Origin of the sequence: Paenibacillus sp. FSL H7-0326 (genome assembly GCF_001955535.1) — a bacterium.
Classification (GTDB): domain Bacteria; phylum Bacillota; class Bacilli; order Paenibacillales; family Paenibacillaceae; genus Paenibacillus; species Paenibacillus shunpengii.
This window is the reverse complement of record NZ_MPVN01000006.1, coordinates 76,593-90,522: the sequence shown is the minus strand read 5'-3', so window position 1 is coordinate 90,522 and position 13,930 is coordinate 76,593. Positions and strand designations below refer to the sequence as shown.

Annotated in this window: 14 protein-coding genes; 5 read left to right on the top strand and 9 right to left on the bottom strand. The window is 44.7% G+C overall.

Translation table 11 applies throughout. The features are described from left to right. Window positions 1-2: 2 nt before the first annotated feature. Window positions 3-317 carry a thioredoxin gene (gene trxA / locus BK126_RS24040; protein ID WP_047913576.1) on the bottom strand — a complete coding sequence of 105 codons (315 nt, stop codon included), beginning with the start codon at window positions 315-317 and terminating at the stop codon, window positions 3-5. 229 nt (window positions 318-546) lie between these two features. On the opposite strand from trxA, the gene BK126_RS29200 reads away from it, so the two are divergent. Then, a complete protein-coding gene (locus tag BK126_RS29200) occupies window positions 547-705 on the top strand; it encodes a YqzM family protein (protein WP_090726846.1) in 159 nt (52 codons plus the stop codon). Between the two features lie 115 nt (window positions 706-820). Here the strand turns inward: BK126_RS29200 and dnaI are convergent, their stop codons facing one another. The 3 genes from dnaI to BK126_RS24025 all read right to left on the bottom strand — a co-directional run bounded on the left by dnaI (window position 821) and on the right by BK126_RS24025 (window position 3,959). Beyond that, window positions 821-1,774 carry a primosomal protein DnaI gene (dnaI, locus tag BK126_RS24035; protein ID WP_076315040.1) on the bottom strand — a complete coding sequence of 318 codons (954 nt, stop codon included), beginning with the start codon at window positions 1,772-1,774 and terminating at the stop codon, window positions 821-823. Window positions 1,775-1,833: 59 nt separating this feature from the next. Next, window positions 1,834-3,363 (bottom strand): replication initiation and membrane attachment family protein, encoded by a 1,530-nt coding sequence (locus BK126_RS24030; RefSeq protein WP_076315039.1) that lies wholly within the window; start codon window positions 3,361-3,363, stop codon window positions 1,834-1,836. Window positions 3,364-3,629: 266 nt separating this feature from the next. Next, on the bottom strand, window positions 3,630-3,959 hold the full coding sequence (locus BK126_RS24025; protein ID WP_371264608.1) for a YuiB family protein: 330 nt from the start codon (window positions 3,957-3,959) through the stop codon (window positions 3,630-3,632). Between the two features lie 314 nt (window positions 3,960-4,273). Between BK126_RS24025 and hemQ the strand changes: the two genes are divergently transcribed. Beyond that, window positions 4,274-5,017, top strand: a complete 744-nt coding sequence (gene hemQ / locus BK126_RS24020) for a hydrogen peroxide-dependent heme synthase (RefSeq protein WP_076315038.1) — start codon at window positions 4,274-4,276, stop codon at window positions 5,015-5,017. Between the two features lie 66 nt (window positions 5,018-5,083). On the opposite strand, the gene BK126_RS24015 is transcribed toward hemQ, so the two are convergent. Both BK126_RS24015 and BK126_RS24010 read right to left on the bottom strand, forming a co-directional pair. Next, the gene (locus tag BK126_RS24015; protein ID WP_076315037.1) at window positions 5,084-5,338 is read right to left on the bottom strand and encodes a hypothetical protein; all 255 of its coding nucleotides are present in this window, start codon (window positions 5,336-5,338) and stop codon (window positions 5,084-5,086) included. Window positions 5,339-5,341: 3 nt separating this feature from the next. Beyond that, window positions 5,342-6,532, bottom strand: a complete 1,191-nt coding sequence (locus tag BK126_RS24010) for an NAD(P)/FAD-dependent oxidoreductase (protein ID WP_076315036.1) — start codon at window positions 6,530-6,532, stop codon at window positions 5,342-5,344. A gap of 570 nt (window positions 6,533-7,102) precedes the next feature. Here BK126_RS24010 and BK126_RS24005 point away from each other — a divergent pair. Next, entirely contained in the window at window positions 7,103-8,104 is a 1,002-nt protein-coding gene (locus BK126_RS24005; protein ID WP_076315035.1) for an NAD(P)/FAD-dependent oxidoreductase, read from the top strand. 348 nt (window positions 8,105-8,452) lie between these two features. On the opposite strand, the gene sda is transcribed toward BK126_RS24005, so the two are convergent. Together sda and BK126_RS23990 are read right to left on the bottom strand one after the other, a co-directional pair. After that, window positions 8,453-8,596, bottom strand: coding sequence for a sporulation histidine kinase inhibitor Sda (gene sda / locus BK126_RS23995; protein WP_090726845.1), 144 nt, complete (start codon window positions 8,594-8,596; stop codon window positions 8,453-8,455). 271 nt (window positions 8,597-8,867) lie between these two features. Next, the gene (locus tag BK126_RS23990; protein ID WP_076315033.1) at window positions 8,868-9,527 is read right to left on the bottom strand and encodes a YheC/YheD family protein; all 660 of its coding nucleotides are present in this window, start codon (window positions 9,525-9,527) and stop codon (window positions 8,868-8,870) included. Window positions 9,528-9,706: 179 nt separating this feature from the next. On the opposite strand from BK126_RS23990, the gene BK126_RS23985 reads away from it, so the two are divergent. Then, window positions 9,707-9,910 carry a hypothetical protein gene (locus BK126_RS23985; protein ID WP_076315032.1) on the top strand — a complete coding sequence of 68 codons (204 nt, stop codon included), beginning with the start codon at window positions 9,707-9,709 and terminating at the stop codon, window positions 9,908-9,910. A gap of 244 nt (window positions 9,911-10,154) precedes the next feature. Then, on the top strand, window positions 10,155-11,678 hold the full coding sequence (locus BK126_RS23980) for a Ppx/GppA phosphatase family protein (protein ID WP_076315031.1): 1,524 nt from the start codon (window positions 10,155-10,157) through the stop codon (window positions 11,676-11,678). On the opposite strand, the gene ppk1 is transcribed toward BK126_RS23980, so the two are convergent. Continuing rightward, the gene (gene ppk1, locus BK126_RS23975; RefSeq protein ID WP_143757791.1) at window positions 11,638-13,734 is read right to left on the bottom strand and encodes a polyphosphate kinase 1; all 2,097 of its coding nucleotides are present in this window, start codon (window positions 13,732-13,734) and stop codon (window positions 11,638-11,640) included. The two genes, BK126_RS23980 and ppk1, sit on opposite strands and share 41 nt — an antisense overlap. Window positions 13,735-13,930: the final 196 nt, after the last annotated feature.

Sequence of the window (13,930 nt, the reverse complement as noted above, 5' to 3'; positions counted from 1 at the left end):
GATTAGTGCTTGGAAATCAGATTTTTCAGGTTTTCCTTAGAGTTCAAACCAACCACTTTATCAACAGGCTGACCGTCTTTGAACAGGATCAGTGTAGGAATGCTCATTACACCGAAACGGGAAGCCGATTCAGGGTTCTCATCCACGTTTACTTTAGCGATCTTTACATCATCGCCTACTTCACCAGCAAGCTCTTCTAGAATAGGAGCAAGCATTTTACAAGGACCGCACCAAGGCGCCCAGAAATCTACAAGAACCGTACCTGTGCCTTCAACCTCAGTGTTAAAGGATTGATCGGATACATTAACAATAGCCATGAATTATGTCCTCCTTATATATACTGCGTAGTTATTATTAAACTTCATATCGTTCTGGTAAACGATTGAGTTCATTATAGCACAACGACTCCCGTAAGGAAATACATGCATATGCATATATTTCGCGAATTCTTTACAAATGTTTCCGTATTCACGAAATCTTTACAAGTGCTTCCTATAGTGGGTATACTTATATTGTTTTAGTACGTAAACAGAGGAGGGCAGCATCATGGAACCAAACATTGTGAGACCGTACGATCCAAGGTCCCATGTGAACGAAGAACCGCGTAACGATCTCTTCGATCTCATTGGCGGATTCGTCGGCATGTTCGTGCTGATGACCGTTATCTTTTTTGGAATGGTGATCATTAAGTTCCTGATGGCGTAGGCTTTCAAGTCGAAAGCCGCATGACCCAAGCCAAAGTCTGATTCGCCCGCTGTGACGGGATGATCAGGCTTTGTTTATTGTGCCCGATATTTATGATTTCATCAGCTCCATAACGTTACCGTTGTTTTCCACGCTGATTGTCTCCACGTACAGGAACCACGTCTACAAAAGGACGAATTCGGTCCATTAAGCGTTGCCCCTTATGCCGTTCTTCCCCGTCCTTGCTCGTAAAGCTCAGATGCTGTTCCAGGCTGTCCAGATTATAATTTGAAGTATAGAACGTCGGCTTGCGGTTCATCCGATAGTTCAGAATTGAACCCAGTACATGATCTCGTACCCAAGGGCTTAAGTTCTCTGCACCGATGTCATCAAATATGAGCAGATCGCAGTTCTTAAGCATTTCTGTCGTTTCCTTCAGCTTCTGCCCATCTTGAAACATGGATTTCAGATCCTCTACAAAGTCAGGCATATACACAATGACGCCAGTGAACCCTTCAAGCGCCAGCTCATGCAGCAAATATCCCATAAGGAATGTCTTTCCTGTTCCAAAAGAGCCTTCGAGATACAATCCATGCGGTGAAAGCCCGTTCTGCTTCGCTTCATTGACGTAACGGAACACCTGGTTCACGGCAGGGGCCCGCTGCAGATCTTTTCTTAAAATTTCGGCAACATTATACCCCTCGCTCAGAGCACGTTCATCCACATAGAAGCTCTGAATCCGCTCCTTGACCTTTTTCTTGTGCATCGCTGCAAGCTGCAGGTTGCAGGGGGTTTTTTTATCTATAATTTCAGGCTCTCCGTTAAAATGCTCCACGGACAATTTCGAATAATGTCCTTCGAAGTCATTCGGACAATTCGCAAGACCTGGGCAGTTCGCACAATTACTGCTGTCTTTGGCATACTGAAAAAACTTGGATAATGAGAGCATAAACCGGGTGTCATCGACCTCAGGGTTCTCTTCCAAGAACCGGCGAACGGAAGGATCAGCCTTCAGCTTGTCCGCAATGGCATGAGACTGTTGACGAAACGACGGATTCATCTGCTGTAATATTTGTCCTAGCGGTCCCATCCTTGGTTAATGCCCTCCTTTCTTGATTTAGAATATATATGCTGAAATTCATTTCTTGGTTAACGGAGTGATTTCTTCGCCTGCATTTCCTCGGCAAAACGAATCATCTCTTCAAGCTCCTCTTCAGTAACCGAAGCCCCGTCTCCTGTATCTTGAACAATAGGAATGTCCGGCTTAAGTTTTGCCTGCTGTGATGCATAGCCTCTCGTGCGCCCAGGTCGTTGAGCCTTCTCGTTCGTTTTATCCTTGCTGCCTTTGACCTTCGACTGGTCACGAATATACTGTACTGCTTTTTCATAAGTATTGACCTGCTTAAGCAGCATATTGGAAGCAATGGCTTCCACAAAATTACGATTAATACGCTGTTCACTCCCGGACACCAGCAAGGTCATTAGATAATGAATCAATACATTAATGACTTCGCCCGGAAGCTTATAGCTGAGGTCTACCTTTTCGAATATGTCAATAAGATTGTCGGGAACCGAACCTGGGAAAAAGGTTTGCAGTAAACGCAAATAGGGTTCGTTACGCAGCATCATATTGTACTGATGTATATCACATTTAGAAGAGAATTGAGGAGGTACTTCCAAATAATATTCCATCTCTACCCCATGCTCGACTGGAGGCTCGTCTGGCTGCTTGCTCTCAAGTGCCTGGCGCATGCTAACCACCTTAGCCGCATGGATGGATCTCTCTTCTTTCCGCTTCTTCCCTTGCCTGAACATGCTGCTGGCCAGCTCCTGCAGACGATCCAGTATAATCTCCCCACGGGTGTTAAATACGTCGTCCTCATCTAGCAATCGGCACACATCCTGAATCCCCAGGTCATATTTGTGCACAACATAATTCACAAGGCCAAGCTGATCCGGTTCAAATCGGAGCTGCTCGACATAACGCCGATTGGCAGATTCACGCGGGAAGCGCAAAATAATATCCGCATAGTTCAGCTGGTCATTCTCAGGCACAGCCGGCATACTTGCTTCAGATCTAGCACTCGACATTTCGGATAATGCCTGCTCAAGCTCATAATCAATGACATGCGTATTCAGCTCAAATATATCGTAAAACGGGACAGAGATATTCTCCTTGTTCGCTGATGGTAATCCTGCTTCCTCAGCATCTTCAGTCCAAATCTGCGATCTCAGTGCAAGGACTGCGAACTTGCCAATCTTATCTCTCAGCAGCAGCGTCAGATGCTGGGTCCGGAAAAATTCACCGGGAGACAAGGGAGGATACAGCTCATACTCATAGGTATATTCATCTGTCTCAGGTATATAAACTCGGGAAGTCTGAAGCAGCCCTACGGCTTCAAGCTTGGAGGTTTGCTCCATCAAATACTTGCGTCCTTTATCACTGGGTTCAAGTCCCAGCGCCAGGAACAGCTTGCGCTGCTGCTCCATTGTGGAGTAGCCGATTTGATCTGCTCTGACATGCTGGAATAACAGCCTGTACAAGCTGATCGCAAAGGCCCCCGCCATGGGCTGATATGCGGAGCTGAGCATCCGTTCGTCCAGGCTGCTAAGTCCAAACTCGCGGAAAACGCAGTATCGATGATTCTCGGTAAAGTGCAGCATGTTCTTCATGCGCATCGCTCATTTCTCCTTCTTCCGAATAATAATGTTTCTCTATTCTATCATAAAAGGCGGCCGCTTAAATCTTCAAAAATAGCCAATTTCCCTGCTTAATCTTTCCGCTATTTCATCTTATACGACATTAATCGACCATTCTTCTATTTTGAAAGCCACGGTTTACTATTGTACTCTATCACTCTATGAAAAGTGAACCCCTGATATGACAAAAGAGCCCCTTTCTTCATCCAGAAAGAGGCGTCCTTCAATAAGTATCCAGTTAATTACTAAAACATTCGATATCCACCAAGTCTCAGCTTCTTAATGGTCCATCCGCTCATCACGGCACCTACAAGTCCAGCAATCCCTGTTAAATAATCCACTAGCCGATATGTACCGAGATGTGCCCCTAGGCTCATGCTTGCCTGATCCCACATACTGAAGATCACAACAGGAATCAGCACGATGACAAACAAATAAGAAGGAAACCACGTTGTCTTCATCAGCATATTTAAAATGAAACCGATCCCAAACATCATGACAAAAAATAAAACCATGAGAACAAGCACAGGTAAAATCTGCATCCGTTCACCTTCCCCCTCTTTCTGCCAGTTCATGTATGCAAACCCATAATAGATAATCATTAGTTTAACTCAAATGAGAGGTACAGGCAATGAGATCGCCTCCAAAAATACAGGTGTTACCGTTCTCAAAAAATGAAATGAACAGGCTTTCGCCCAATTGTTCAAATTATGAGCATTTTGTTAAAACGGTGCACTTAATGAGATCTTCATTTGCCCAGCCGCTTTACGCTTTGATACAATAAAGCTGTATGCACCAGAATCAATGTCATAAAAGGGATTATGACATTGATTCACAACAAATGAAAAATTCTTTTACAATAAATATTCCAATCAGGAGTGATAAACAGATGAGCGAAGCGGCTTTAACTCTCGAGGGCTGGTATGCCCTTCATGATTTCAGATCGATCAACTGGGCGGCATGGCGTGCTGCTGACGATGAGACCCGTGCGGTTGCCACAGATGAATTACAGGAATTTCTGAATGCCTGGGCAGCGGATGAGGAATCCGGCAAAGGAAGCTCTACCGTATATACTGTAGTAGGTCAAAAAGCGGACTTTGTCATGATGCATCTGCGTGAAACGCTGGAGGATCTGAATGCGATCGAGAATGCATTTAACAAAACAACGTTTGCCCAATTTACGACGAAATCCTATTCTTATGTCAGCGTCGTTGAGCTTAGCAACTATCTGGGCAAAGATGAAGATCCGATGCAGAATCCACAGATTGTTGCACGTCTGAAGCCGGTACTTCCGAAGAATCAATACATTTGCTTCTATCCAATGAACAAAAAACGCGATCTCAGTGACAACTGGTACATGCTGCCGATGGACGAGCGCAAATCCATGATGAGAAGTCACGGTATGATCGGCCGCAGCTATGCGGGCAAAGTAAAGCAAATCATTACGGGCTCTGTCGGCTTCGATGACTGGGAGTGGGGAGTAACGCTGTTCTCGGACGATGCTCTTCAATTCAAGAAGCTGGTCTATGAAATGCGTTTTGATGAAGTCAGCGCACGTTACGGGGAATTTGGTTCCTTCTATGTAGGAAGCCTTCTGACACAGGAGTCATTTGAAGCAATGCTGAAGCTGTAAGCTTACACAAAGAGGATGTACTGCGGATCAACCTGCAGCACATCCTCTTTTTTGGGTAACAATGCTTTAATCCTCATCTTCCTCTTCGAGCCTTTTCAGTGACTCCAGGAACTCTGCCGTTGCACGGTCCCGGTCCCTGCTCTTCTCCTTCAATCGCTCGATAGCCGGCAGAATAAGAATGTCAACTTCCTTCTGAACAATATAAGATAGATCATAGCGGTCTTGTTCTTCCAAATAGCTGCCTACTTCCATCAGTGCATTATACCGATTGAGTTCATCTCTAGTGAGCAGCCCGCGTACTTGAACACTGCAATGTCTCATAAGTTAAAAGAACCTTCCTTTTTGGATGACGAGCGGGATTCCGCCGATCTTATATAAGTATCTGATATCTACTGCTTTTTTGAGCTGAGCAGCCTTCCAGCCTTTCCATTTCTTCCCGTTCACAACAGCGATTGCTTCGCCCTTGCCAAGTGAAGCTACCGTTCCTTTATGATTAAATCTGAATTTTTCCAGCGATTTGCCACGGATCAGCAAAGAAATGTTCTTAGCACAATTGACCCCTTGCTGCATCGCCATCTGCGCTGTAGGCGGGTAAGGACGACCCTCTGCACTCATAATGAGAGAGCTGTCTCCAATGATGAATATGTTATCGAAGCCCGGCGCCCGCAAATATTCATCAACGGCTACACGTCCTCGTGTGACCTCAAAGCCAGCCTGCTCCACCAGCCTGTTGCCCCTGATGCCCCCGGTCCATACGACCGTGGAAGCTTCAATGTGTTCCCCGTCTCCGATAATAACACCCTCGGGCAGACATTCTTTAATAGGAACACCTATACGCAGCGATACTCCCTTGTTCTTCAGCACCTTCATCGCATATTCGACCAGCTCTTTATCAAAGCCTGGAAGGGCCGTTGGGGCTGCCTCAACATTATAGAGGTGTACAACCCCTGGATCGACATCAAACTCCTTACACAGGCGTGGAAGACGGTCAGCAAGCTCAGATACAAACTCTACCCCGCTAAAGCCCGCACCGCCCACTACAAAATTCATCCTGCTGGCCTTGCTGTCATTTTTATAGCATGCAAATTGATATTCAATATGCTCCCGAATCAGCCTTACTGAATTAATGCTGCGAATCGTCAAAGCGTGCTCTCTCATCCCGGGAATTCCGAATGTCTCCGGTTCACCTCCGAGACCAATAACTAAGACATCGTATGACAAGGTACCATCTTCCAATATTACTTTTTTCTCATGCGGCCTAATATCTTTGACAGCCGATTTCACAAGATCAATCTTGAATTCATCAATCAATTTAGAAATAGGCACTCTTGCATGCTCAATCGAGTCCGTCCCTGCGGCCGGCATATGAAGATGTGTCGTAATATAATGGTAGTCATGCCGATTTACGAGTGTAACGTCTGCTTCGTTATAATTCAGTTCCTTTTGAAGTCGCTGCGCGGTCAATATACCCCCGTAGCCTGCGCCAAGGATGACAATCTTAGGAATGCTGCTCATGCGCTTACCCCTCCGATATTGTTTCAACTTCTATAGAAGGAACCAAAGTCAATATTATCAGGTTATAATAAGTAAATCTTCATAACAACTGAATCGATTTCATCCTATTAGTCCGCTCTATATTTATGGCCCATTCTTCCCCTGAAACGTACAAGTTCGCTATGGGCCAGCTGTATACATCCACCTTCGCATAACGTGCTAAAAAGAGGGTGTAATTCAATTCCTATTCATTAAAACGACAGCTTATGTCATTCGGTTGCAAAACTATTTAAAATAAGCCTAAAACCTTTAAAAATCAAGTTATTTTTTCATGCAACAAAAATGATAGCGATACGTATCGAAAATAGCAAGTGAAAATATAATCGTTTTCTGGGTGAAAATTATAGGAAAAGTTGTATATTGTTCTTTGCAACGAGCAAGAGTAGTGTCTATAATTGATAATGACTATCAAATAGAAGGACTAATGGACATATTACTTCCATTTACCCATTGGTCTATGAATCGAAATTCGTGGGATTTGAATCCGTGACGATATTGATTCGAATAAAACATGAAAGGTGTGTTTTACAGGTGACGACCCCAGATTCCACACAAGATATAACTGATTTGCTCATCATCGGCGGCGGTCCCGCTGGGATGTTTGCTGCATTTTACGGAGGTATGCGCCAGGCTTCGGTCAAAATCGTCGAAAGCATGCCTCAGCTCGGCGGACAGCTTGCCGCCTTGTATCCGGAGAAATACATCTACGATGTTGCTGGATTTCCAAAGATTACGGCTGGCGATCTCGTTGGCAATCTGCTGGAGCAAATGAAACGCTTCGATACCGATATCCGTCTGGAGGAGAAGGTACTTTCTGTTGAAAAGAAAGAAGAGCGGCATTTTATCGTAACGACAGATAAAGACGTTCATCATGCCAAAGCCGTTATTATTACAGCAGGTGTGGGCGCATTCGAGCCTCGCAGACTGGATCTTGAAGGAGCGAGCAAATTCGAACAAACGAACCTGCACTATTTTGTAAGTGATCTGCAGCGCTTTGCCGGCAAGAAGGTGCTCATCAGCGGAGGCGGAGATTCTGCAGTAGATTGGGCGCTTATGCTAGAGCCAATTGCAGAGCAGGTCACCCTGATTCACCGCCGCGATAAATTCCGTGCGCATGAGCACAGTGTAGAGAATCTTATGGCTTCCAAAGTGAATGTAGTTACACCAGTAGAGATTACCGAGCTTCATGGTGAAGACCGTATCACGAAGGTAACGCTCTCTCATGTCAAAACAAAAGAAACACAAGAAATTGAAGTTGACGATGTCATTGTAAACTTTGGATTCATCTCCTCTTTAGGTCCGATTGCCGAGTGGGGCATCGAGATTAACAGCAACTCCATCGTCGTTGACACACGTATGGAGACAAGTATTCCGGGAATCTTTGCTGCCGGTGATATTACAACCTATGAAGGTAAGCTGAAGCTGATTGCTGTTGGATTCGGCGAAGCACCGACTGCAGTTAATAACGCCAAGGTCTATGTGGACCCAAGCGCGAAGCTGTCCCCTGGCCATAGCAGCAATATGAAGCTGTAAGCGATAAATGCATAATATTGCAACAAAAAAGGGTATCTTACTCCTGAAACTAATCTCAGGAGTGGATACCCTTTGTCATATGTATGCCCAATATGTAACGGTCTAGATTCCGCACCCGTTTTACTATGTCCCAACTGCCATCAAGAAACCGTAGATTGCGGACTGCAGGAAGATTACGCAGGACCTTACAGTCCCTATGTCGCATCTTCCCACGCTCAAACGATACCAGCAGCCGCCAATCAATGCTTACACTTGATGCATTGTCCTCATTGTCTGACGGAATTCTCATATGCAGCTGATACTTGGTACGTGCCTGGAAGGATCTGACCGTCCACAAATCGAGGATTTCTAGTGCAGAACGGCAGATACGTCGGTATGCAATCTACGTTTGTGGATTTCTTCTAACAATAATGCTATGAAATCGACATCAAGCTGAAGCTCGATTGCCATATGGTAAGAATCGAGCAGCGTCTCATCTGAGAGCATAGCCATGTGTCCGACACAACCTTTCCTATTTATTCCTCAAAGCTATCATATCAGAGAATAAAAAGTAGAACAAGCGTTCTTGATATCCACATCCACTTGTGGAAATCCTGTGTATAAATTGTTAATAATTATGATAAATCTATATTTTTGGCAAGTGGATTATGTGGATAATATTTATACACAGGTCATTTCTTCTGAAAACCTTATCAAAAATTTTTTTTCGAGAACTATTAAATTTTGATAGAATGAAGAGAAAGCAGCATTCCATAAAGAGCAATTATTGAGGTCTTGTATTGACTTCCAGAATCCAGATCTTACCTGAGTGGTCAAGTCCATAATCAAAGCCCAATTGTCCGATTCCCGGGAACCTTTCTTCTAAGATGGCTGTACAAACACGTGTTAAATTCCGCATCTCCTGCTGCTTTGACCGAGTACTGATATGGGGAAGTGATTGCTGTAACGCCAGCCGTCCTTTAATCAGGGTTCCTCCCTTGCATACATTCGTTATCACAAGGCCGGGTCGTGCTAGTCTTCCAAGCATTGCCGTGATCTTCCAGCCCGCCTCTTTCTTGACGAATTTGACACGATAATCGATCGGTCTGCCTCCGATCTGAGCCAGCTCAATTCCACGTTGTATTAGATAGCTTCTTCTCTTCTTTGCTCTCAAAAGCGAGGCATACATAAGATCAAAATTCGAAAACGTCAGTCGGCGCGACAATTTGGTGTATGAATAACCTGTCTGCTCTTGCTTGACACGAATGACACCGGCTCCCCCGCCTCCATGGACGGGCTTAACAAATACCATTCCGTATTTTTGTAACATATTTTTCAGATGCTGCTTGGTAAACAAGCAGGTTTCTGGGATATGATTAGCAACAGAGGCATTGCTCAGGAGCACTTGTGTTTTTAACCACTTACTTCCGATCGTCAAGCTCATTTTCTTCCTTCTCCCCTCTATTAAGATTTCAGGATGAACTTAAGCGTGGTATATACTACATATATATTGGCGGAAGTCTTGCTTCTCTTGTATGTATGCCTTTGTAGAGAGCCTGTTTTGGTTAAACTTATAGAAACATTGCAAGCAGATTATAACCCTGGAAGGGAGCACTAATTAAAGTGGTACAATTAATTGAAAGTCTATACGGGGTCGCTTATTTTGCCATCGTTCTCGTACTTGTTGCTGTAACGATCCTTACTTTCGTGACAGGCATTAAATTTATTCGTGACAAGAAACACATCGGGTTTGGAATCGGCTGTATCATATTCTCTCTCATCTTTACAGGGATTTTCATCAGTGTCATTGAGTTCATTACTACGTAATGCAATCAACCAACCAAGTTTTACAAAAAAACCGCTTTCTCCTATCTGGAGAAGCGGTTTTTTTGTTTATGCTGTCTGTTTAAGCTGTTACAATATAGTACATATATTTAGACATAGGCTTTATACATAACCTGGCACTGATTCGTTCGAGTATATATGTATCTAATAAGCGATAGGATGGTATTAATCCAATATCCGAATAGGAATCACCTGGGAGTCTCACAAAAAGGAGTGGCTTGCTGACATGAATCATCGAATTGGCATCATTGATATTGGATCGAACTCGATTCGACTCGTTATATACGAAGTACTTCATTCGGGAGAGCATAGGGTTCTCCATGAGAAAAAATATGCAGCCAGACTCAGTCAAAGAGTGAGTCCTGACGGCACCATCACCAAAGAAAATATAGATACAATCATTCCCGTTCTGCTGAGCTATCAGGATATCTGTTCAGCATACGATGTCTTACATATTCGGGCAGCTGCGACTGCAGCCATTCGAAATGCTGCAAATAGTGAAGAAATTACAGCCTGGATTAGAGCGGCGACCGGACTTACCGTGGAGCTTATCTCCGGTGAGGACGAAGGTCGGCTTGGATTTCTCGGTGTGCGAGAATCCATTCCTCTTCAGGACGGATATATCATTGATATCGGAGGAGGAAGCACAGAGATCACACTGTTCCTTAACCGGGAGTATCGAGCAAGCCTATCGATCCCCTACGGTGCGGTAAATTCTCATGCACGTTATGGCACAGCCGATTACTGGCGTTCAGAAACCGTGCAAGGATTCAAACACTCCATTCTTACCGCCTTGAAAGATGAGGACTGGCTGCTCGCGCATCCAAATCTTCCGCTCGTCGGTCTAGGCGGGACCGTTCGTGCCTTGGCAAAAATGGTTCAGAAGAGACAAGCCTATTCCCTTCCGCTTATGCACGGCTACATGATAAGCAAGGAAGAAATTCAATCCTTCTATGACACACTTCCATATATTCCATATGATCAGCGTAAGAAGACCCCTGGCTTATCCAAGGATCGAACCGATCTGATCATTCCTGGTGTGATCCTGCTGCAGACGATCTACGAGCTATTAAGGTCTACCCATTATGTTGTGAGCGGAGCAGGACTTCGTGACGGGCTGTTCTATGAGCCGCTTCATCGGCAATTCCCTCAGTTTATGGATCAGGATGTCTTGTACAAGAGTGTCCACAATGCTCTTGCCTTTGATTCACTTGCACCGCAGGAGGAGCTTGATCAAGTCTACAGCCTAATGAAGCGGCTTCACACTACACTTATAGGCCAAGGACAGACACAGGATGAGCGCATCATTTATGCTGTGTCCATGCTTTACAGAATAGGAGAGCGGGTACATCATCACCGGGCAAGCTCCCATTCCATGTATTGGCTCATGAACAAAGGCATGTGGGGACTCAGTCATCGGGAAACGGTCATCTCTGCAATGATCTGTGATTACCATAAGAACCGTACGCCAAAGCAAATCCAAGATCATTTGGATATACTGACACCAGCTGATGTGGATAAAACACACCAAATCGGCTCCCTTCTTAAACTCGCCCGAGCTCTGTACAGTGGAGGAAAAGCGATCCACAGGGTAGATATGCAAAAAACAGACGACGCCCTGCACCTGCAGTTAAGCTGCAGCAGGGAGCCGTCTGTGGAACGGGTGGAGCTAGCGGAGGTTAAGAAAGATATTGAGAAGGCTTGGAAGCTTAGCTTGAAATGGTCTCTTTCTCTTTCTTCCACGTGTTGATCTTAAGTGCTTCAAATTGACTTCTCAGGCTCGGCTCATCATTCGTAACAGGAACATAATTCCCGTTCGATAGAAGGAGCCGGGCCTTCACATTGTCTTGTAACGATAATTCCAATATATTGACAATCGTTTGCTTAAGCTGTGGATCATGTACTGGACACATCAGCTCAATCCGGCGATTTAGATTTCGAGTCATCCAATCCGCACTGGATAAGTAGACCTCTGGGTCTTTATGGTTCTGAAAATAAAAAATACGTGAATGCTCAAGAAACCGGTCAACGATACTGATGACCTGAATATTCTCGCTGAGTCCTTCTATTCCGGGACGAAGACAGCATACACCTCTAACGATCAGCTGAATCTTGACTCCTGCCTGTGAAGCAGCGTAAAGCTCGTCAATCAGCTCCTGGTTGGACAGGGAATTGATCTTGGCGATAATTTGAGCTGGTTTACCCTGAGCTGCATTCTCTGCTTCTCTGCGTATCATCTCAAACAGCCTTGATTTCAGTCCAGCTGGTGCAATATGAAGCTGCTGCAAGCCCTGAGCTGCGGAATACCCCGTAATTTCGTTAAATACCTCAGAAGCATCCTCACCGATCTGCGGATCTGAAGTGAGGAGTCCGATATCTGTATACACCCGTGCTGTACTCGCATTATAGTTGCCCGTGCCTACATGGACGTATCTCTTGAGCATATTTTGCTCTTTTCGAACGACAAGGATGATCTTGGCATGTGTCTTCAGTCCGACAAGGCCGTATACAACATGACAGCCCGCCTTCTCCAGCTTCCTCGCCCAAGCGATGTTTCGCTCTTCATCAAATCTTGCCTTCAGCTCGACAACAACCGTCACCTGCTTGCCCATCTCAGCTGCATGAGCAAGTGCCGGAATCAGTCTGGAATCTCCATTTACCCGATATAAGGTCATCTTGATTGCCATGACCTGCGGGTCCTCTGATGCCTCTTCTACAAAATCCGTAACCGCATCAAAAGACTCATATGGATGGTACAGCAATACGTCCTGTCTTCGCAAAATGCGGAACAGGCTTTCCTCCGTATTGAAGATATCTGGATAAACAGGCTTGATGCCGGGATATTTCAAATGGGTATATCCTTCGAGCTGATCCACAAATCCGCTTAGAAATCCAAGATCCATCGGCCCTTGAATTTCGAAGATTTCATCGGAGCCTATCGAGAATTCTTCCTGTAAATATTCAAGTGCATACGGATGAATTCCCTGCTCCACCTCAAGACGTACAGGCGCACCTCTTCTGCGTCTTCTCAGCTCTTTTTCAATCTCTTCGAGCAAATCCTCTGCTTCTTCCTCATTGATGTACAAGTCCGAATTTCGCGTTAGTCTAAAGCCATGAACGGCTTCTGGAATGTACCCGCTGAACAAAGATTGAATATGATGTTTTATCAGTTCTTCAATTCGTATGAATGATTTCTTCTTGCTATTAGACCGCAGCGGAACTGAGATAACACGCGGAATATTGGAAGGAACCTGTACAATCGCAAAATAATGTTCATTTGCTTCCTTGCTCTCTTCCTTGCGCAAGACTACGGCCAAATACACATATTTATGGTGTACGAGTGGAAAAGGCCTGCTGGAGTCTACAGCCATCGGTGTCAGTACCGGAAATACAATATCGTGAAAATATTGCTCCATCGCTTTTTGCTGGGTTGCATTCAGGTCCGTATATTCCATAAATACGATCCCCTTTTTGCTCAGTTGTCTAAGCAAATCACGGTATGAACGATACTGCTCACTGACCATTTTCATCGTTCGTTTCATCAGTCTTCGATATAGACCTGTTGCTGTATATCCGGTAAAGTCCTTTTTCGTAAAGCCAGCCTTAATCTTCTCTCTGGTCTCTGCAACACGCACGCTCATAAACTCATCCAGGTTGGTCGTTACAATGGATAGGAAGCGGACGCGTTCCAGCAGGGGTGTATCCGGGCTTTGTGCTTCTTCAAGTACTCTTCTGTTGAATTCCAGCCAGCTTAAATCCCGATTCAGATATGGGTTCATGTCGTGATTATAATTCTCCTTTTTCATACTTCCCTCACTCATGAAGTGTATTGTTCGAAGCCTGATTGAGCTTACTCACTTTTTCTAAAGAGTTATCCATTTTTATTGTAAACTCTTTGTGTAAACGCAATGTAAAATCACCGCAAGGTTGACCCATATTACGATTCCTGAATGTGTAGATACTAAAAAATATGAGAATGTTTCTACCAAATTTGACGGGATG

Coding starts and splice junctions, on each gene's coding strand:
- BK126_RS29200 (WP_090726846.1), top strand. CDS start 547: ATGGAACCAAACATTGTGAGACCGTACGATCCAAGGTCCCATGTGAAC.
- trxA (WP_047913576.1), bottom strand. CDS start 317: ATGGCTATTGTTAATGTATCCGATCAATCCTTTAACACTGAGGTTGAA.
- BK126_RS23980 (WP_076315031.1), top strand. CDS start 10,155: ATGAATCATCGAATTGGCATCATTGATATTGGATCGAACTCGATTCGA.
- dnaI (WP_076315040.1), bottom strand. CDS start 1,774: ATGGGACCGCTAGGACAAATATTACAGCAGATGAATCCGTCGTTTCGT.
- hemQ (WP_076315038.1), top strand. CDS start 4,274: ATGAGCGAAGCGGCTTTAACTCTCGAGGGCTGGTATGCCCTTCATGAT.
- BK126_RS24025 (WP_371264608.1), bottom strand. CDS start 3,959: ATGAACTGGCAGAAAGAGGGGGAAGGTGAACGGATGCAGATTTTACCT.
- ppk1 (WP_143757791.1), bottom strand. CDS start 13,734: ATGAAAAAGGAGAATTATAATCACGACATGAACCCATATCTGAATCGG.
- BK126_RS24030 (WP_076315039.1), bottom strand. CDS start 3,363: ATGCGCATGAAGAACATGCTGCACTTTACCGAGAATCATCGATACTGC.
- BK126_RS23990 (WP_076315033.1), bottom strand. CDS start 9,527: ATGAGCTTGACGATCGGAAGTAAGTGGTTAAAAACACAAGTGCTCCTG.
- sda (WP_090726845.1), bottom strand. CDS start 8,596: ATGGCTATGCTCTCAGATGAGACGCTGCTCGATTCTTACCATATGGCA.
- BK126_RS24015 (WP_076315037.1), bottom strand. CDS start 5,338: ATGAGACATTGCAGTGTTCAAGTACGCGGGCTGCTCACTAGAGATGAA.
- BK126_RS24010 (WP_076315036.1), bottom strand. CDS start 6,532: ATGAGCAGCATTCCTAAGATTGTCATCCTTGGCGCAGGCTACGGGGGT.